This is a genomic window from Cellulomonas sp. B6 (genome assembly GCF_001462455.1).
GTDB lineage: Bacteria > Actinomycetota > Actinomycetes > Actinomycetales > Cellulomonadaceae > Cellulomonas.
This window is the reverse complement of sequence record NZ_LNTD01000221.1, coordinates 1-18327: the sequence shown is the minus strand read 5'-3', so window position 1 is coordinate 18327 and position 18327 is coordinate 1. Positions and strand designations below refer to the sequence as shown.

The window sequence follows — 18327 nt, the reverse complement described above, 5'->3', positions numbered from 1 at the left end:
TCCTTCTGCTCACGCTGACCCTCCACGTCGTGCTCCGGCGGCCGACGGCCGCGTGCCCGTGCCGCGTCGGCGAGGCACCCGTGGATGAGAGATTAGTGTGAAACGTCCGCCTCTGGCACTGTTTGTCCGATCTTCACCCGGGTGGTCGCGTCGGCACCCGCGTCCACCCGCCGCGCCGCGGGTCGACGACCTCGCCGAGCGACGGCACGGCCCTCACCGCGCACGCTCGAGCAGCACGACGTCGGCGGTCGCGTGCGACGTGACGTCCACGACCTCGAAGCCGAGACGCTCCAGGTCGTCGCGCTGCACGCCCCGCGCGTCGGCACGGTGGTCGACGACCCACCACACCCGCTCGACCCCGGCGAGGCGGTCGGCGACGTCGACGACGCGCAGCGACGCGTCCCACAGCCGACCCTGCGGCACGGCGACCGGGTCGCGCGTCGGGTCGAGCAGGTCACGGAACGCCGCCGGGTACGCCACGGCGATGGCACGTCCCGGCACGCGCACGCGCCCGGCGTCGTCGTGCAGGTCGGAGAACACGACCGCGTCACCCGGACGCGCCCCGGCGGCGACGTCGGCGGCGACCGCACCCCAGTCCGAGCGGTCCTTCGCCGCCGGCGTGCGCTCCTCGACCCACGCGGGCACGCACAGCAGCACCACGAGCGCGACCGCCGCCACGAGGCGCCGCCGGTCCCGCACCAGCACGTCCAGCCCGGCGGCCACGAGCAGCGCGAGCGCCGGTGCGGTGAACGTGAGGTACTTCGGCACGTACAGCGGCGCGGCGACGAGCGACCACGCGACCGCGACGACGGGCGGCACGGCGAGCCACGCGGCGGCCAGCGGGACGACGCCGTGGCCCGCGCTCCCCCGGCGCAGGTGCGTGACGAGGGCGACCGCGACGAGCGACCAGCACACCAGCGCGACCGGCAGCGCCGACCACCACGTGGTGCCGAACCACTGGTCCAGGGCCAGCTGCCGCAGGGTGCGCGGCCCGGGTGCCGGGATCCAGCCGACCTGCCCCCGCTGCCCGACCGCCGCGAGCAGGAAGGGTGCGACGGCCAGACCCGCCACCCCGGCCGCGACCGCGGGGGCCAGCAGGACGCGCGGCGATCGGCGCCACCACAGCAGGCCGGCGAGGTGGGCGACCGGCAGCAGCGCGAGCAGCATCCACAGGGTGGCGCCGGCGGCGACGAGGACGCCGTAGGCGACCCAGCGCCAGGCGAGCCGGCCGCGGCCCGTCGACACGGCCGCCACGAGGATGACGGTCGTCCACACGGCGACGGCGGTCGCGAGAGCGGCCGAGCGCCCCTCGGTCGCGGCCCACGTGAGGCGTGGCAGCGCGAGCAGCACGACCCCGGCGACGACGCCGACGCGCCGCCCCGCCAGCCGGTCGCCGAGCACCACGGTGCCCGCGACGGCCGCGCCCACCGCGAGCGAGCTGAGCAGCCGCAGCGCGACCACCGAGTCGGTGGTCGCGGCGAGCCACGCGTGGGCGATCGCGTAGTAGGCGGCGTGCACCGCGTCCACGTGGGACGCGAGCGTCGCCAGCGCCGTCAGGTCGCGCGACGCACCCGACATCGTGGCCGCCTCGTCGCCCCACGCGGACGGCACCCACGCGCCCGCGAAGCCGACGAGCACCGCCAGCGCGCCCAGCCCGAGCGCCGCGCGACGGACCGGCCGCGCGGCGCCGGCGCCCTGCGGGGGTGCGCCCGCACCGGTCCGGGCCACCGCCGGCCGGACCAGGGTCACGGGCGCTCGTCGACCAGCTGGCCGGCGACCGGCTCGACCTCGCGACCGCTGCGGCGGGACCGCGGGCGGTACACGACGCGCGAGTGGAACGTGAAGCGGGCGACGAACGCGACCAGCAGGGTGAGCGCCGTGGCCAGCACGGCCGTGACGTGCATCGTGCTGACCAGGAGCGCGAGCACCGGCAGCCGCAGCGCGGTCTCGACGTTGTTGAACGCGAACGAGCGCGCGAACCGGCGCCAGGGGCCCCTGCCCTCCGCTCGCAGGTCGGGGAAGACGAAGCGCTCCTGCAGCAGGAAGTTCATGACGATCGTGAGCTCGGCCGCGACGACCGCCGCGAGCAGGTAGGCGGCGCCGGCGCTCGTCATCGCCGCGACCAGCGCGACGTTGACGAGCGCGCCGAACCCGCCGATGACCGCGAAGCGCGACATGCGGCCGAACCGCAGCGCCGCGAGCTGCGTGAGGAACCGGACGCCCTGCGCGAGCGAGGCCTTGGAGTCGCCGGCGAACCGCTCGCCGAACACGAACGGGATCTCGGCGACCGCGAGGCGGTGCCGCGCGAGGATCTCCAGCAGGATCTTGAAGCCGCGCGGCCGCAGCCGGTGCAGGTCGACCGCCTCGCGGCGCACGAGGAAGAACCCGGTCATCGGGTCGGAGCAGTCGGCGAGCCGCACCGGGAACATCGCGCGCGTCACGGCGGTGGACACCGACGACACCACGTGCCGCGTCGCGTTCGCCAGGCCGCTCGAGCTGCCGTCGGCCAGGTAGCGCGACGCCACCACCACGTCGACCCCCTCGGTCTGTGCGGTCGCCAGCAGCGACGGCACGAGGCCCGGCGGGTGCTGCAGGTCGCCGTCCATCACGACGCACCACGGCGCGGCCGACGCCGCGAGCCCCTCCTGCACGGCGCCCGACAGCCCGCCGACGGGGTCGTCGCGGTGGACGAGCCGGACCGGCAGCGCCGCCGTCGCGGCGACCGCACGGACGACGTCCGGCGTCTCGTCGGTCGAGTCGTCGACGAACAGGACCTCGGCCCGGTGACCGACGAGGGCCTCGCCGAGCTGGCGGACCAGCTCGGGCACGTTGGGCGCCTCGTTGAAGGTCGGCACGATCACCGTGAGCTCCACGGTGCCGCCGTCGTGGTCCGATGCGCTGCTCACAGGTCCCCCCGGGGCCGTCGTGCCCGGCCCCGCGGGCCGGCTCGTCGTCTCGGAGCGTAGTCCCGATTTCGTGCGACTTGACCGGCTTTGCCCGTTTTCACCCGGATGCCGCGGTCACCCGCGTGCGAGCACCACGACCTCGTCGAGCGTGCCGGACCAGGTGTCGCGCACGACCCAGCCGTCGGCCGCGAGCGTCGCGTCGTCGGCCTCGCGCACCGCGTCCGGAAGGTCGTGCCGCCGCACGACGCACAGCCGGTCGAGCCCGGCGAGGCGCGCACCGGCGCCCTGCAGGAGCACCGACCGTCCCACGAGGTCGTCGGTCGCGAGCGGGTCGGCGTCGAGCGTCACGTCGACGAGCCCGGCGAAGGGCTCGGGGTAGGCCACGGCCACGCCGCGCGTCGTGAGCCGCACGGACCCTCTCTCGGGCACCGCCCGGGGTGCGAAGTACACGCCGTCCCCCGGCGCGCACGACTCCCCGACCACCGCGCCCACCTCGCGCCAGTCGGCACCGCTCTTCGCGTTCTCGGCCCGCTGCGAGGCCAGGACCGGCGCGGCGCACGCGAGCAGCGCGACGACCGCCGCGACGCGCAGGCCGCTCGGCCGCAGCGCGCGCAGCGCGGCGCCGAGCAGCAGCGCGACCGCCGGCGCGCAGAACGTGAGGTACCGCGCGCTGTACGTGTGCGAGAGCACCGCCCACCCCGCGACCGCGACGCTCGGGACCAGCACCCACGGCACCGCCCACACCAGCACGGCCCGCACCTCGTCGGGGACGGGACGCGCCCGCACCCAGCGCGCGAGCGCCCCCGCGACGAGCAGCACCGCGAGCCCGGCGAGCAGCACCGACGCGGGCCGCCACCACCCGTCCGTGCCGGCCCCCGCCGCCGCGACCGCCGCGTCCCGCGTGTACACGGTCGGGGTCTCGCCGAGGAACCACTGGTTGACCACGACGTTGCGCACGAGGTCGACCACCGACAGCGCGTGCCGCCCCAGCTGGCCGGCCTGGCCCGCCGAGAGCACGACGAACGGCGCGAGCGCCGTCACCGCGGCCACCGCGCTCACGGCCCACCGCGCGACGACGGCCCGCGAGCGCGCGTCGAGCAGCACGCTCACCGCGTGCGCGCCGACGACCAGGAGCGCGTAGAGGTTGAGCAGCACCGCGAGGACGAGCAGCGCCGCGTAGCCGACCCAGCGCCCGGCACCGCCGCGCCGCAGCGCCGCGACCAGCAGGACCGTGGCCCACACGGCGGCGGCCGCGGCGAACGCGAACGGGCGCGCCTCGACCGCCGCCCACGCGACGCGCGGCAGCAGCAGCACGACGGGCGCGACCCACCAGGCCAGGCCGCGCCCCGCGAGCCGGGCCGCCAGCACCCACGTGCCCGCGACGAGCAGCCCGACCGCGAGCGCGCTCGCCGAGCGCAGCGCGAGCTCCGACGTGCCGAGCACGGCCGTCCACGCGTGCATGAACGCGTAGTAGAGGGTGTGCACCGCGTCGAGGTGGCGCGCCATCGCGACGAGCTCGCCCCAGGGCCGGGTCGCGGCGGACACCGTGGCCGCCTCGTCGGTCCACAGCGACGGCCCCGACGCACCCGCCAGCCCGAGCAGGGTGGCCCCCACGCCGACCGCGGCGGCCGGCCGCCACAGCGGCCCGTCGTGGGACGCGCCCGACGCGGCAGCAGGGGGCGCGACGCGCACGTCCGCGCCCGGCCGGTCCGTCCTGGTCACCCCGGACCGGCTCAGGAGCGCAGGGCGACGGAGGGCAGCGCTCGGGTTCTTCGCGCCCCACAACGGCTACTCCTCCATGACCGGCGCCGGTCAGCAGGTGCAGGAGTTCAAGTCCATGGTCAAGGCGCTGCACGCGGCGAACATCGAGGTCATCCTCGACGTGGTCTACAACCACACCGCCGAGGGCAACCACCTGGGCCCGACACTGAGCTTCCGCGGGATCGACAACGCGGGCTACTACCGGCTGGTCGACGACGACCCGTCGCACTACTTCGACACGACGGGCACGGGCAACTCGCTGCTCATGCGCTCGCCCGCGGTGCTGCAGCTCATCATGGACTCGCTGCGGTACTGGGTGACCGAGATGCACGTCGACGGCTTCCGCTTCGACCTCGCGGCGACGCTCGCGCGGCAGTTCCACGAGGTCGACCGCCTGTCGGCGTTCTTCGACCTCGTGCACCAGGACCCGGTCGTGTCGCAGGTCAAGCTCATCGCGGAGCCGTGGGACCTGGGCGAGGGCGGGTACCAGGTGGGCGGGTTCCCGCCGCTGTGGACCGAGTGGAACGGCAAGTACCGCGACACCGTGCGCGACTTCTGGCGCGGCGAGCCGTCGACCCTCGGCGAGTTCGCGAGCCGCCTGTCGGGCTCGTCGGACCTCTACGAGCACACCGGCCGTCGCCCCATCGCGAGCATCAACTTCGTCACGGCGCACGACGGCTTCACGCTGCGCGACCTCGTGTCGTACAACGACAAGCACAACGAGGACAACGGCGAGGACAACCGCGACGGCGAGAGCCACAACCGGTCCTGGAACTGCGGGGTCGAGGGCCCGAGCGACGACCCCGAGGTCGAGCGGCTGCGCGCGCGCCAGCAGCGCAACTTCCTCACGACGCTGCTGCTCTCGCAGGGCGTGCCGATGCTCGCGCACGGCGACGAGCTCGGCCGCACGCAGCGCGGCAACAACAACGGCTACTGCCAGGACAACGAGATCACCTGGGTGGACTGGGACCTGGACGACGCGCAGCAGTCGCTGCACGAGTTCACGCGTCGCGTCGTCCACCTGCGTCGGGACCACCCGGTGTTCCGGCAGCGCCGGTTCTTCGCGGGCGCCGCCGAGCACGGCGGCGAGTCCGACCTGCGCGACATCGCGTGGATGACCCCGTCGGGTGCCCACATGTCCGACGAGGCGTGGGGCTCCGACCACGCGTTCGCGGTCATGGTGTTCCTCAACGGCGACGCGATCGACGAGCCCGACGAGCGCGGTGAGGAGGTCGTCGACGACTCGTTCCTGCTGCTGTTCAACTCGCACTGGGAGAAGAAGCAGTTCCAGCTCCCCGGTGCGGAGTACGGCGCGGTGTGGACCGCGGTGCTCGACACCGACGGCCAGGTCAAGCCCGGGCGCGAGGTCCGGTCGCGCGGCCGCGTGACGCTCGCACCTCGGTCCACCGTGCTGTTCACCCGGCCTCCGGAGCGCGAGCTGCCGGGCGCCTCGGGCAGCGGCGCCGCCGCCAACGCGAGCCGCGAGGCGACGCGCATCGCCAAGGGGCAGGTGTGAGCGAGGACCGCGCGGTCCCCGAGCGCCGAACGGTGCGGCCGGGGCACCCGGTCCCGGTCTCGACGTACCGCGTGCAGCTCGGGGCCGACCTGACGTTCGACGACGTCGCAGCGCGCGTCCCGTACTACGCGTCGCTCGGCGTCACGCACGTGTACCTGTCCCCCGTGCTGGCGGCCGCGCCCGGGTCGACGCACGGGTACGACGTGGTCGACCACGACCGGGTGTCCGACGTGCTCGGCGGCGAGGACGGGCTGCGGCGCCTCGCCGCGGCCGCGCACGACGTGGGTCTGGGCCTCGTGCTCGACGTCGTGCCGAACCACATGGCCGTGCCCACGCCCGTGTGGCACAACCGCGCGCTGTGGTCCGTGCTGACCGACGGCCCCGACTCGCCGTACGCGGCGTGGTTCGACGTGGACTGGTCGGCGGGCGACGGTGCGGTCCTCATGCCCGTGCTGGGCGACCGCATCGGTGCCGTGCTCGCGGCGGACGAGCTGCGGCTCGTCGAGGAGGACGTGCCCGGCGTCGGCCCGTCCACCGTGCTGCGCTACCACGACCACGTCTTCCCCGTGCGGGCGGGCACGCAGGCGCTGCCGCTGGCCGAGCTGGTCGAGCGGCAGCACTACCGGCTCGCGTACTGGAAGGTCGCCGACGAGGAGCTGAACTACCGGCGGTTCTTCGACGTCGGCACCCTCGTCGCGGTGCGCGTCGAGGACCCCGAGGTGTTCGACGCGACGCACGCGCTCACGCTGCGGCTGCTGCGCGAGGGCGTCGTGGACGGCCTGCGCATCGACCACCCCGACGGGCTCGCCGACCCCGCGGGGTACCTCGCGCGGCTGCGCGAGGCGACCGACGGCGCGTGGGTCGTGGTCGAGAAGATCCTCGCGGGCGAGGAGGAGCTGCCCGACGACTGGGCGACCGCCGGCACCACGGGCTACGAGGCGCTCTGGCGCGTGCAGCAGACCTTCGTCGACCCGGGTGGCGCGGCGCAGCTCGGCTCCGTCATGCACCGCCTGACGGGCGACGTCTCCGACGCGTTCGAGGAGGTCGAGGAGCAGGCCAAGCGCGAGATCGTCGACGGTCCGCTGTACGCCGAGGTGCACCGGCTGACCAACCTCGCGGCCGCGATCTGCCACGACGACCTGCGGCTGCGGGACCACACGTGGCGAGCGCTCGAGGACTGCCTGGTCGAGCTGCTCGTCGCGTTCGACCGGTACCGCGCGTACGTCGCGCCGGGCGAGCCCGTGGCGCCGACCTCGGCGGCGGTGCTGGCCGCGGCCGGCGCCCGCGCCCGGCGGCGCACCGGGCCGGACCGCGAGGCGACGATGGACGTGCTGCTCGACCTGCTCGCCGCCCGCGAGGCGGGCTCGGCCGGCCGCACGCGCGACCCGCGGCGCGACGAGCTCGTCGTGCGGTTCCAGCAGACGTGCGGCGCCGTCATGGCCAAGGGTGTCGAGGACACGGCGTTCTACCGCTGGACCCACCTGGTCGCGCTGTGCGAGGTCGGCAGCGAGCCGGCGCGGTTCGCGACGACACCCACGGACCTGGCCGCGTGGGCGACGCGCACGCAGGCGGCCGCGCCGCTCGGCATGACGACGCTGTCGACGCACGACACCAAGCGCGGCGAGGACACCCGCTCCCGCCTCGGCGTCGTCTCCGAGCTCCCGCGCGAGTGGGCGGCCCTGGTCGAGGAGCTGCGCCGCGCGTCGGCCGGGTACCGCGGCACGCTGCTCGACGGGCGCACCGAGTACCTGCTGTGGCAGACGCTCGTCGGCACGTGGACGGACGACGGACCGATCGCCGAGGACCGGCTCGTCGCCTACCTGACCAAGGCGGTCCGCGAGGCGAAGTCCCGCACGACGTGGACCGCGCCGGACGCGGCGTACGAGCGCGCGGTCCTCGACGCCGCGCGCACCGCCCGGACCGACCCGGCCGTGCTGGGTCTGCTGGGCGACTGGGACCAGCGCACGCGCGAGGCGGTGCGGGCCGCGACCCTGGGGACCAAGCTCGTGCAGCTCACGCTGCCCGGGGTCGCCGACGTGTACCAGGGCACCGAGGTGCCCGGGCCCACGCTCGTGGACCCCGACAACCGACGCCCGGTCGACGTCGACGCGCTCGTCGCGCGCCTGGCGCGGCTCGACGACGGCGCCGGCCCGCGCTCCCTGGCGGACGAGAAGATGCTCGTGACCTCGCGCGCGCTCCGGCTGCGGCGTGACGTCCCCGAGGCCTTCGTCGGACCCGACGCCGGTTTCGTGCCGCTGCCGCACTCGTCGGGGCACACGCTGACGTTCGCGCGCACCGTCGCGGGGGCGCCCCGTGTCGTCGTGGTCGCGACCCGCCTCGCGGCGGCCGTCGAGCGGCTCGGCGGCTGGGCGGACCACACCGTCGCCCTGCCCGAGGGCACGTGGCACGACGTGCTGAGCGACCGCGTGCTGCCGGGAGGCGTGCAGCCGGTGGCCGACGTGCTCGAGCGCCTGCCCGTCGCGCTGCTCGTGCACGAGACGACCTGACGCGCGCCGCGCACCTCGCTCCGACCGACCGACGTCGCGGCTCGCGCCGACGTCCCGACGAGGCCCCGGGGGGGACCACGTGCCACTGACTCCGCGCCTGTGGGCGCCGCTGCCCGACCACGTCGACCTGGTGCTGCCCGCGAGCGGTGACCGGGTGCCGATGCGCGCCGGTGCCGACGGCTGGTGGTCGGTCGACCGTGCGCTCGCGCACGGCACCGACTACGCGTTCTCGCTCGACGGCGGGCCCGCGCGGCCCGACCCGCGCGCCGCGTGGCTGCCCGACGGCGTGCACGGCGCGTCGCGCGTGTTCGACGCGGACCGGTTCGCCTGGACGGACGCCGGGTGGAGCGGCGTCGACGTGCGCGGCGCGGTCACCTACGAGCTGCACGTCGGCACGTTCACGCCGGAGGGCACGCTCGACGGCGCGGCGGCGCGGCTCGAGCACCTGGTCGCGCTGGGCGTCGACGTGGTCGAGCTGATGCCTGTCGCGGCGTTCAACGGGCGGCACGGGTGGGGGTACGACGGCGTGGCGCCGTACGCCGTCCACGAGGCGTACGGCGGACCGGCCGCGCTGCAGGCGTTCGTCGACGCCGCGCACGGTCTCGGGCTCGCGGTGTGCCTCGACGTCGTGCACAACCACCTGGGGCCGTCGGGCAACTACCTGCACGAGCTCGGCCCGTACTTCACCGACGCGCACCACACGCCGTGGGGCGCCGCGATCAACCTCGACGGCCCCGGTGCGGAGCAGGTGCGCCGGTGGATCTGCGACTCGGTGCTGCGCTGGGCGCGCGACTTCCACGTGGACGCGTTCCGGCTCGACGCGGTGCACGAGCTGCGGGACGACTCGCCGCGCCACCTGCTCTCCCAGCTCTCCGACGAGGTCGCCGCGCTCTCGGCCGAGCTCGGCCGGCCCCTGGGGCTCGTCGCCGAGTCGGACCTCAACGACGTGGTGTCGCTCGCACCCACCGACGAGGGCGGGTGGGGCATGACCGGGCAGTGGGCGGACGACGTGCACCACGCGGTCCACGCCCTCGTCACCGGCGAGCGGCACGGCTACTACGTCGACTTCGGCTCGCCCGAGGTCCTGCGCACCGCGCTGACGCGGGTGTTCGTGCACGACGGTGGCCCGTCGACGTTCCGCGGCGAGCCGTGGGGCGCACCGGTGCCGGGCGACGTCGACGGCCACAGGTTCGTCGTCTTCGGCGCGAACCACGACCAGGTCGGCAACCGCGCGCTGGGCGACCGGCCGTCGGCCCGCGTCGACGCCGGCGGGCTCGCGGCGCAGGCCGCGCTCGTGCTGCTCTCCCCGTTCTCGCCGCTGCTGTTCATGGGCGAGGAGTGGGGCGCCCGCACGCCGTGGCAGTTCTTCACCGACCACCCGGAGCCCGAGCTCGCGGCGGCGGTGCGCGAGGGCCGCACGCGCGAGTTCGGCGGCCACGGGTGGCAGGAGCTCTACGGCGGCCCGGTCGCGGTGCCCGACCCGCAGGACCCGGCGACGTTCGCCGCCAGCGTGCTGGACTGGGACGATCCCGCGCGGCCCGAGCACGCCCGGCTCCTGGAGTGGTACCGCGTGCTGATCGCGCTGCGCCGCACGGTGCCCGACCTCGCGTCGGGCGACCGGCACGCGACGTCGCTCGACGTGCACGCGCTCACCGACGGCGCCCCCGACCCGATGGGGCCGGCGAGCGACGCCGCGCCGGGGCCGTGGCAGGGTGCGCTCGTGCTGCACCGTGGCGACGCCCGCGTCGTGCTCAACCTCGCGCGGACGGCCGCCGCCGTGCCCGTGCCGACCGCGCGCCCGGTGCGCGTCGTGGCCGCGTGGGACGGCGGGGTCGTCCGCGCGCCGGGCGTCCCCGACGAGCCGCTCGTCGTCGAGCTCCCGGCGCGGAGCGTGGTCGTGCTGGCCTGACCGCGGGGGCTCAGCCGGTGACCCGGGCGCCCTCGGCGGCCAGCGCCCCGAGTCGCGACAGCGCCCGGTAGTACTTCTTGCGGTACCCGCCGGCGAGCATCTCGGGCGTGAACAGCCGGGTGCCGCCGTCGTCGGTCCCGCCGTCGAGGTCGCCCGCGAGCGCGACGGGGACGTCGCGGTCGTACAGCCGGTCGACCAGCACGACGAGCCGCAGCGCGACGTCCTGCCGGGTCACGGGCCGCACGCCCGTCAGGCCGACCAGCCCGACGCCGTCGAGCAGCGCCCCGTACCGGCTGGGGTGCACGGACGCGAGGTGGTCGAGCAGCGCGTCGAGGTCGTCGAGCGTCGCGTCGGGGCGGGTCGCGACGGCGGCGCGGACGGCCGCGGCGTCGAGCACCGGCGCACGCGTGGTCACGGCGCGGTGCCGGTGGTCCTCGCCGTCGATGCGCAGCACCTCGAACCGGGCGGCGAGCGCCTGGATCTCCCGCAGGAAGTCCTCGGCGGCGAACCGCCCCTCGCCGAGCGACTCGGGCAGCGTGTTGGACGTGGCCGCGAGCGCGACGCCGCGGTCGGCGAGCTCGCGCAGCAGGCGGGACATGAGGACGGTGTCGCCCGGGTCGTCGAGCTCGAACTCGTCGATGCAGACGAGGCGGTGCGCCGCGAGCGCGTCGACGGTCGCGGCGAAGCCGAGCGCGCCGACGAGGTTGGTGAGCTCGACGAAGGTCCCGTAGACCGTGCGCTCACGTCCGACGGCGTGCGCGAGCGACGCGAGCAGGTGCGTCTTGCCGACGCCGAAGCCGCCGTCGAGGTAGACCGCGGGCGCGGTGGCCGCGGCCCGGCGTCGCCACCACGACCCGCCGCCGCGTGCGGGCTGCTGGAGCGTCGCGGCGACCTCGCGGAGCCGGTCGAGCGCGCGCTGCTGCGAGGGGTGCGCCGGGTCGGGACGGTAGGTGTCGAACGACTCGTCGGCGAAGTGCCGCGGGGGTGCGAGCTCGGCGAGCAGGCGGTCGGCGGGCACGCGCGGGTGGCGCTGCGCGAGGGACGCCGGCGGGGCCGACGTGCCGGCGGGCTCGACGGTCGTCACGGGGGTCGAGGATACGTCCCACGTGCGGGTGTGACGCGCCGAGCCGCGCGCGGCGGCTCCGCGCCCCTCGGCGCGTGTACCCTGGACGCCTGTCCACGCATCGGGCACATGTCTCGCGATCCGGACAGGTGCTGACGCGCCGTCATGGCGCGTGTCACCCTCGTCACGTGAACCTCCTCGGGACCTCCTGTGCGTGTCGGCGCTGTTGCGCCCCCACGGTCCCGTTCACGTGCTGTCCGCGGACCCGCTGACCCGCCCCGTCCCCTACGGGCGCGTGTCCGCGCCCGAGCCGTACGACCTCTGCCGTCGTGCGCGGACGCGTGAGCACGTGCCCCGGCATCCCCGGAGGTGCGCCCGATGGCGCAGACCACGACCACCCCACGGCTCGCCGAGCCGGCCAGGCGCCCCGAGGGCCAGTGGGCCTTCGATCCCGGCCGCGAGCCGCTCAACGCCAACGAGCGCCTCAAGCAGGAGGACGACGGCCTGCACGTGCGCCACCGCATCGAGACCGTCTACGCGCTCGAGGGGTTCGCCTCGATCCCGCCCGACGACCTGCGCGGGCGCATGCGCTGGTGGGGCCTGTACACCCAGCGCCGCCCCGGCATCGACGGCGGGCGCACGGCCACGCTCGAGCCGCACGAGCTCGACGACGAGTACTTCATGCTGCGCGTGCGCTGCGACGGCGGCACCCTCACGCTCGCCCAGCTGCGGACCGTGGCCGGGATCTCGCAGGAGTTCGGGCGCGACACCGCCGACATCACCGACCGGCAGAACGTCCAGCTGCACTGGATCCGCATCGAGGACGTCCCGGAGATCTGGCGGCGCCTGGAGTCGGTCGGCCTGACCACGCAGGAGGCCTGCGGCGACGTGCCGCGCGTCATCCTCGGCTCCCCCGTCGCCGGGGTCGCGGCCGACGAGATCATCGACGGCACGCCCGCCGTGGCCGCGATCCGCGAGCGCTACGTCGGCGACCCGGCGTTCTCGAACCTGCCGCGCAAGTTCAAGACCGCCGTCAGCGGGTCGCCGCACCACGACGTCGCGCACGAGATCAACGACGTCGCGTTCGTGGGCGTCGTGCACCCCGAGCTCGGGCCCGGCTTCGACCTGTGGGTCGGCGGCGCGCTGTCGACCAACCCCATGCTCGGCAAGCGTCTCGGTGCGTTCGTCACGCTCGAGCGCGTGCCCGAGGTCTGGGCGGGCGTCGCCGGGGTCTTCCGCGACTACGGCTACCGCCGGCTGCGCACGCGCGCCCGCCTGAAGTTCCTGCTCGCCGACTGGGGCACGGCGCTGTTCCGGCAGGTGCTCGAGACCGAGTACCTCGGGTACGCGCTGCCCGACGGGCCCGAGCCGCCGCCCCCGCCGACGGGCCGGCGCGACCACGTCGGCGTGCACCCGCAGAAGGACGGCCGGTTCTACGTCGGCGCCGCCCCGACGGTCGGCCGCGTGTCCGGGCCGGTGCTCACGGCGCTGGCCGACCTCGTCGAGGAGGCCGGGTCGGACCGCGTGCAGCTGACGACCGAGCAGAAGCTCGTCGTGCTGGACGTGGAGGGCTCCCGCGTCGACGCGCTCGTCGACGGGCTCGAGTCCCTCGGCCTGCACGTCCGGACCGCCTCGACGTTCCGCCGCGGGACGCTCGCGTGCACGGGCATCGAGTTCTGCAAGCTCGCGATCGTCGAGACCAAGGGCCGCGCCGCCGCGCTGATCGGCGAGCTGGAGGACCGGCTGCCGTCGTTCGACCAGCCGATCACCATCAACCTCAACGGCTGCCCCAACTCGTGCGCGCGCATCCAGACCGCCGACATCGGCCTCAAGGGTGCCCTCGCGGGCGGCGAGGAGGGCTACCAGGTGCACCTCGGCGGTGGCCTCGGCCTGACCAGCGGCCTGGGCAAGACGCTGCGCGGGCTGCGCGTGCCGGCGGCGGAGCTGCCCGACTACGTCGAGCGCGTCACGCGCCGGTTCGACGAGCAGCGCACCGAGGGCGAGCTGTTCGCGCAGTGGGTGCAGCGGGCGGACGAGGAGGACCTGCGATGAGCACGAGCGACTCCGGGCAGCGCGCGGTGCCCTACTACTGCCCGTTCTGCGCGGGCGAGGACCTGTGGCCCGCGGGCGAGACCCACGGGCAGTGGGAGTGCCGCACGTGCGCGCGGGCGTTCGCGCTGCGGTTCGTCGGGCTGGTGACGCGGTGAGCGCGCCCGCGGCGACGGGGCTGTCGCCCGACGAGCTGCGCGCGCTCGCCGAGCGCGCCGGGCGCGACCTGGAGGGGGCGCACCCGGCGGACGTCCTGCGCTGGGGCCGCGCGACGTTCGGCGAGGACCTGGTCCTCGCGTCCTCGATGGGCGACGAGGTGCTGGTCGACCTCGCGGCGAAGGCCGTGCCGGGGATCGACGTGATCTTCCTCGACACCGGGTACCACTTCGCCGAGACCATCGGCACGCGCGACTACTACGCCGACTTCACCGACGTGCGGCTGCGCACCGTGCTGCCGCTGCGGACCGTCGCCGAGCAGGACGCCGAGCACGGCCCGCGGCTGCACGAGCGCGACCCCGACCTGTGCTGCGCGCTGCGCAAGGTCGAGCCGCTCGAACGGGGTCTCGCGCCGTACGCGGCCTGGGTGACCGGCATGCGTCGCGAGGACGCCCCGACGCGCACCGACCTCACGGTCGTCGGCTGGGACGCGCGTCGCGGCAAGGTCAAGCTCAACCCGCTCGCGGCGTGGACGGCCGACGACGTCGACGCGTACGTCGTCGAGCACCACGTGGTGCTCAACCCGTTGCGCGAGCTCGGGTACACGTCGATCGGCTGCGCTCCGTGCACACGCGCGGTCGCACCGGGCGAGGACCCGCGCGCGGGTCGCTGGGCAGGCAGGAACAAGACGGAATGCGGGTTGCACACATGACGACGAGCACCACTACCCTGGCCCGGTCCGACGACGCGGCGGCGACGCCCCGGGCTCCCGCGTCGCCGGCGACGTCGACGCAGCTCGACGCGCTCGAGTCCGAGGGCGTCCACGTGATGCGCGAGGTCGCGGGCGAGTTCGAGCGTCCCGTCCTGCTGTTCTCGGGCGGCAAGGACTCGATCGTCATGCTGCACCTGGCGCGCAAGGCGTTCTGGCCCGCGCCGGTGCCGTTCCCGGTCATGCACGTCGACACCGGGCACAACTTCCCCGAGGTCATCGCCTACCGCGACCGCACGGTCGCCGAGCTCGGCCTGCGGCTCGTGGTCGCCAGCGTGCAGGACGCGATCGACGACGGCCGCGTCGTCGAGCGGCCCGGCGGCTCGCGCAACCCGCTGCAGACCGTGCCGCTGCTCGACGCGATCACCGCGCACCGGTTCGACGCGGTGTTCGGCGGCGGGCGGCGCGACGAGGAGAAGGCGCGCGCCAAGGAGCGGATGTTCTCGCTGCGCGACGAGTTCGGGCAGTGGGACCCGCGACGGCAGCGCCCCGAGCTGTGGGACCTCTACAACGGCCGCCACCGGCCGGGCGAGCACGTGCGCGTGTTCCCGCTGTCGAACTGGACCGAGCTCGACGTGTGGCGGTACGTCGAGCGCGAGCGCATCGACCTGCCGTCGATCTACTACACGCACGAACGCGACGTGTTCGCGCGCGACGGCATGTGGCTGACCGCGGGCGACTGGGGCGGGCCGCGACCCGACGAGCCGGTCGAGCGCCGCCGCGTGCGGTACCGCACGGTCGGCGACATGAGCTGCACGGGTGCGGTCGACTCGACCGCGGCGTCGGTCGCCGACGTCATCGCCGAGGTCGCTGCGAGCCGCCTCACCGAGCGCGGGGCCACCCGCGCGGACGACCGGGCCTCCGAGGCCGCCATGGAGGACCGCAAGCGCGAGGGGTACTTCTGATGGGCACGCACGCACCGGCCGACGTCCTCGAGGCGCCGACCCCCACGACGCTCGACGACGGCCACGCCCGCCGCGACCTGCTGCGCCTGGCGACCGCCGGGTCGGTCGACGACGGCAAGAGCACGCTCATAGGGCGGCTGCTCTACGACACCAAGTCGGTGCTGGCCGACCAGCTGTCGGCCGTCGAGCGCGCGACCGCGGCCCGGGGCGGCGACGGCGGCGCGGTGGACCTCGCGCTGCTGACCGACGGTCTGCGCGCCGAGCGCGAGCAGGGCATCACGATCGACGTCGCGTACCGGTACTTCTCGACGGCGCGCCGCGCGTTCGTGCTGGCCGACACCCCGGGCCACGTGCAGTACACCCGCAACATGGTGACGGGCGCCTCGACGGCCGAGCTCGCGATCGTGCTGGTCGACGCGCGCAAGGGCGTCCTGGAGCAGACCCGGCGGCACGCGGCGCTCACGGCGCTGCTGGGCGTGCCGCACGTCGTGCTCGCGGTCAACAAGATGGACCTCGTCGGCTTCGACGCCGCGACGTTCGGGGCGATCGCACGCGAGTTCGCCGACCACGCGCGCGTGCTCGGCCTGCCCGAGGTGCACGCGGTGCCGCTGTCGGCGCTCGAGGGTGACAACGTCGTCGAGCGGTCGGGGCGGACGCCCTGGTACGACGGGCCGACGCTGCTCGAGCTGCTCGAGGCCGTGCCGGTCGCGCGCGACGCGAGCACCGAGCCGCTGCGCCTGCCCGTGCAGTACGTGATCCGGCCGCGCACGGCCGAGCACCCGGACTACCGGGGGTACGCGGGCAAGGTCGCGTCGGGAGTCGTGCGGGTGGGCGACGCGGTCCGCGTGCTGCCGTCGGGGCGCACCAGCCGCGTGGTCGGCATCGACACGTTCGACGGCCCCCTGGCGGCGGCGGACGCCCCGCGGTCGGTCACCGTGCGCCTCGCCGACGACGTCGACGTCGCGCGGGGTGACGTGCTGGTCCCGGCCGACGAGCCGGTGCCGACCGGCCAGGACCTGGTCGGCACGGTCTGCTGGCTCACGGAGCGCAGGTCGGTGCCGGGGGCCCGCGTGCTCGTACGCATCGGGACCCGCACCGTGCGGGGGCTGCTGCGCGAGGTCGACGCGCGGCTCGACGTCGACACGCTGACCGTCGAGCAGTGGGACCCGGTGGACACCGTGCGCACGATCGACGCGACGGACACGTCCACCGAGGCCGCACCGCGCTCGCTCGGGCTCAACGCGATCGGGCGCGTGCGGCTGCGCCTCGCCGAGCCGGTCGTGCTCGACGACTACGCGACGCACCGGCGCACGGGGGGCTTCCTCGTGGTCGACCCCACGGACGGCTCGACCCTCGCCGCGGGCATGGTCGGACCGACCCTGCTGGACCGCCTCGTGCCCGTGCGCGCGGACGAGCGGGACGACGACTGGCTCGCGGGGGCCGGGATATGAGCCCGCTGCACCCGCTGCTGCTGGACCTCGCGGGGCGCCGCGTCGTCGTGGTGGGCGGCGGCCCGGTCGCGGCCCGCCGCGTGCGGTCGCTGCTGGCCGACGGCGCCGACGTCCACGTCGTCGCCCCCGCGCTGTGCGAGGACCTGACCGACCTCGCGGCGAGCGACGCCCTCACCTGGACGGCGCGCGAGTACGGCCCCGGCGACCTGGCCGGCGCGTGGCTCGTGCACACCGCGACCGGTGAGCGCCGCACCGACGACCGGGTGGCCGCCGACGCCGAGGAGGCACGCACCTGGTGCGTGCGCGCGGACGACGCGTCCGCGTCGACCGCCTGGACGCCCGCCGTCGCACGGGCCGACGACGTCACGGTCGCCGTGACGGCGGGCGGCGACCCGCGCCGCGCGCTCGCGCTGCGCGCGGCACTGCAGACCCTGCTCGACACGGGCGCGCTGCCCGTGCGCCGGCACCGCCCGGGCGCGGGGCACGTGGCGCTCGTCGGCGGCGGGCCCGGCGACCCGGGGCTCATCACGACCCGCGGACGCCGCGCGCTCGCCGAGGCCGACGTCGTGGTGGTCGACCGGCTCGCGCCGCGCGCGCTGCTCGACGAGCTCGAACCGGGCGTCGAGGTGGTCGAGGCGGGCAAGGCGCCGCACGCGCACACGCTCACGCAGGACGAGATCAACCGGCTGCTCGTCGAGCGCGCGCGGGCCGGGCAGCGCGTCGTCCGGCTCAAGGGCGGCGACCCGTTCGTGCTCGGACGTGGTGGCGAGGAGCTCGCGGCCTGCCTCGACGCGGGCGTCGACGTCGAGGTCGTGCCGGGCGTCACGAGCGCGATCGCGGTGCCGGGCGCCGCGGGCGTGCCCGTGACGCACCGCGACCTGGCTCGCCAGGTGACGGTCGTGTCGGCGCACGACGCCGACACCGACTGGGAGACGCTCGCGCGGCTGCGCGGCACGCTCGTGCTGCTCATGGGCGTCGGGCGGCTCGGCGAGCACATGGACCGGCTGGTCGGGCACGGCCTCGCGGCCACGACGCCGGTCGCGGTCGTCGAGGACGGCACGCTGCCGACGCAGCGCACGACGCTCGGCACGGCCGCGACGATCGCCGACCGCGCCCGTGAGGTCGGTGTGCGCAACCCCGCGGTCGTCGTCGTGGGCGACGTCGCCGCGCTCGCCGCGACCCTCGGCCCCACGACGTCCGCGACGACGGCCCGCCCCGCACCCGCCTGACCGCGTCACCCACCTGACCGCGTCACGCACCGCGCGAGCGCCACGCCGCCCATCGACGGACAGCCGCACGGGCCCACGGACAGCCGCGTCCGCGTGTCCGTCGGTC

General features: G+C 75.6%; 12 protein-coding genes and 1 pseudogene. 9 read left to right on the top strand and 4 right to left on the bottom strand.

From position 1 onward, the window contains the following. Window positions 1–213: 213 nt before the first annotated feature. The 3 genes from ATM99_RS16360 to ATM99_RS16350 all read right to left on the bottom strand — a co-directional run bounded on the left by ATM99_RS16360 (window position 214) and on the right by ATM99_RS16350 (window position 4628). Window positions 214–1749 carry a hypothetical protein gene (locus ATM99_RS16360; protein WP_062102742.1) on the bottom strand — a complete coding sequence of 512 codons (1536 nt, stop codon included), beginning with the start codon at window positions 1747–1749 and terminating at the stop codon, window positions 214–216. Then, window positions 1746–2873: a glycosyltransferase gene (locus ATM99_RS16355; protein WP_062102748.1), complete on the bottom strand. Its 1128-nt coding sequence runs from the start codon at window positions 2871–2873 to the stop codon at window positions 1746–1748. Before ATM99_RS16355 ends, ATM99_RS16360 begins: the two co-directional genes overlap by 4 nt. Before the next feature lie 147 nt (window positions 2874–3020). Then, on the bottom strand, window positions 3021–4628 hold the full coding sequence (locus ATM99_RS16350) for a hypothetical protein (protein ID WP_150118236.1): 1608 nt from the start codon (window positions 4626–4628) through the stop codon (window positions 3021–3023). Window positions 4629–4668: 40 nt separating this feature from the next. On the opposite strand from ATM99_RS16350, the pseudogene glgX reads away from it, so the two are divergent. The 3 genes and pseudogenes from glgX to treZ all read left to right on the top strand — a co-directional run. Further along, window positions 4669–6183, top strand: a pseudogene (glgX, locus tag ATM99_RS16345) (glycogen debranching protein GlgX); the annotation flags it as partial. After that, window positions 6180–8690: a malto-oligosyltrehalose synthase gene (gene treY / locus ATM99_RS16340; RefSeq protein WP_062103900.1), complete on the top strand. Its 2511-nt coding sequence runs from the start codon at window positions 6180–6182 to the stop codon at window positions 8688–8690. The pseudogene glgX and the gene treY, both read left to right, overlap by 4 nt. 85 nt (window positions 8691–8775) lie before the next feature. Continuing rightward, window positions 8776–10599, top strand: a complete 1824-nt coding sequence (gene treZ / locus ATM99_RS16335) for a malto-oligosyltrehalose trehalohydrolase (RefSeq protein WP_062103903.1) — start codon at window positions 8776–8778, stop codon at window positions 10597–10599. A 10-nt stretch (window positions 10600–10609) separates the two neighbouring features. On the opposite strand, the gene zapE is transcribed toward treZ, so the two are convergent. Then, on the bottom strand, window positions 10610–11683 hold the full coding sequence (zapE, locus tag ATM99_RS16330) for a cell division protein ZapE (RefSeq protein WP_062103899.1): 1074 nt from the start codon (window positions 11681–11683) through the stop codon (window positions 10610–10612). Between the two features lie 357 nt (window positions 11684–12040). On the opposite strand from zapE, the gene ATM99_RS16325 reads away from it, so the two are divergent. The 6 genes from ATM99_RS16325 to cobA are packed head-to-tail and all read left to right on the top strand — an operon-like array spanning window position 12041 to window position 18221. Continuing rightward, a complete protein-coding gene (locus tag ATM99_RS16325) occupies window positions 12041–13714 on the top strand; it encodes a nitrite/sulfite reductase (RefSeq protein ID WP_062103898.1) in 1674 nt (557 codons plus the stop codon). Beyond that, a complete protein-coding gene (locus ATM99_RS19495; RefSeq protein ID WP_190278863.1) occupies window positions 13711–13869 on the top strand; it encodes a hypothetical protein in 159 nt (52 codons plus the stop codon). The genes ATM99_RS16325 and ATM99_RS19495 overlap by 4 nt, the downstream gene beginning before the upstream one ends. Further along, on the top strand, window positions 13866–14579 hold the full coding sequence (locus ATM99_RS16320; RefSeq protein ID WP_062103897.1) for a phosphoadenylyl-sulfate reductase: 714 nt from the start codon (window positions 13866–13868) through the stop codon (window positions 14577–14579). The genes ATM99_RS19495 and ATM99_RS16320 overlap by 4 nt, the downstream gene beginning before the upstream one ends. After that, window positions 14576–15541 (top strand): sulfate adenylyltransferase subunit CysD, encoded by a 966-nt coding sequence (cysD, locus tag ATM99_RS16315; RefSeq protein WP_082659947.1) that lies wholly within the window; start codon window positions 14576–14578, stop codon window positions 15539–15541. The genes ATM99_RS16320 and cysD overlap by 4 nt, the downstream gene beginning before the upstream one ends. After that, a complete protein-coding gene (locus ATM99_RS16310) occupies window positions 15541–16992 on the top strand; it encodes a sulfate adenylyltransferase subunit 1 (RefSeq protein WP_062103896.1) in 1452 nt (483 codons plus the stop codon). The genes cysD and ATM99_RS16310 overlap by 1 nt, the downstream gene beginning before the upstream one ends. Beyond that, window positions 16989–18221, top strand: coding sequence for a uroporphyrinogen-III C-methyltransferase (gene cobA / locus ATM99_RS16305; protein ID WP_062103895.1), 1233 nt, complete (start codon window positions 16989–16991; stop codon window positions 18219–18221). The genes ATM99_RS16310 and cobA overlap by 4 nt, the downstream gene beginning before the upstream one ends. The last annotated feature ends 106 nt before the right edge of the window (window positions 18222–18327 follow it).

Excerpts from the sequence above, each read along its gene's own strand:
- ATM99_RS19495 (WP_190278863.1), top strand. The coding sequence starts at position 13,711 with ATGAGCACGAGCGACTCCGGGCAGCGCGCGGTGCCCTACTACTGCCCG.
- ATM99_RS16325 (WP_062103898.1), top strand. The coding sequence starts at position 12,041 with ATGGCGCAGACCACGACCACCCCACGGCTCGCCGAGCCGGCCAGGCGC.
- cysD (WP_082659947.1), top strand. The coding sequence starts at position 14,576 with ATGACGACGAGCACCACTACCCTGGCCCGGTCCGACGACGCGGCGGCG.
- ATM99_RS16310 (WP_062103896.1), top strand. The coding sequence starts at position 15,541 with ATGGGCACGCACGCACCGGCCGACGTCCTCGAGGCGCCGACCCCCACG.
- cobA (WP_062103895.1), top strand. The coding sequence starts at position 16,989 with ATGAGCCCGCTGCACCCGCTGCTGCTGGACCTCGCGGGGCGCCGCGTC.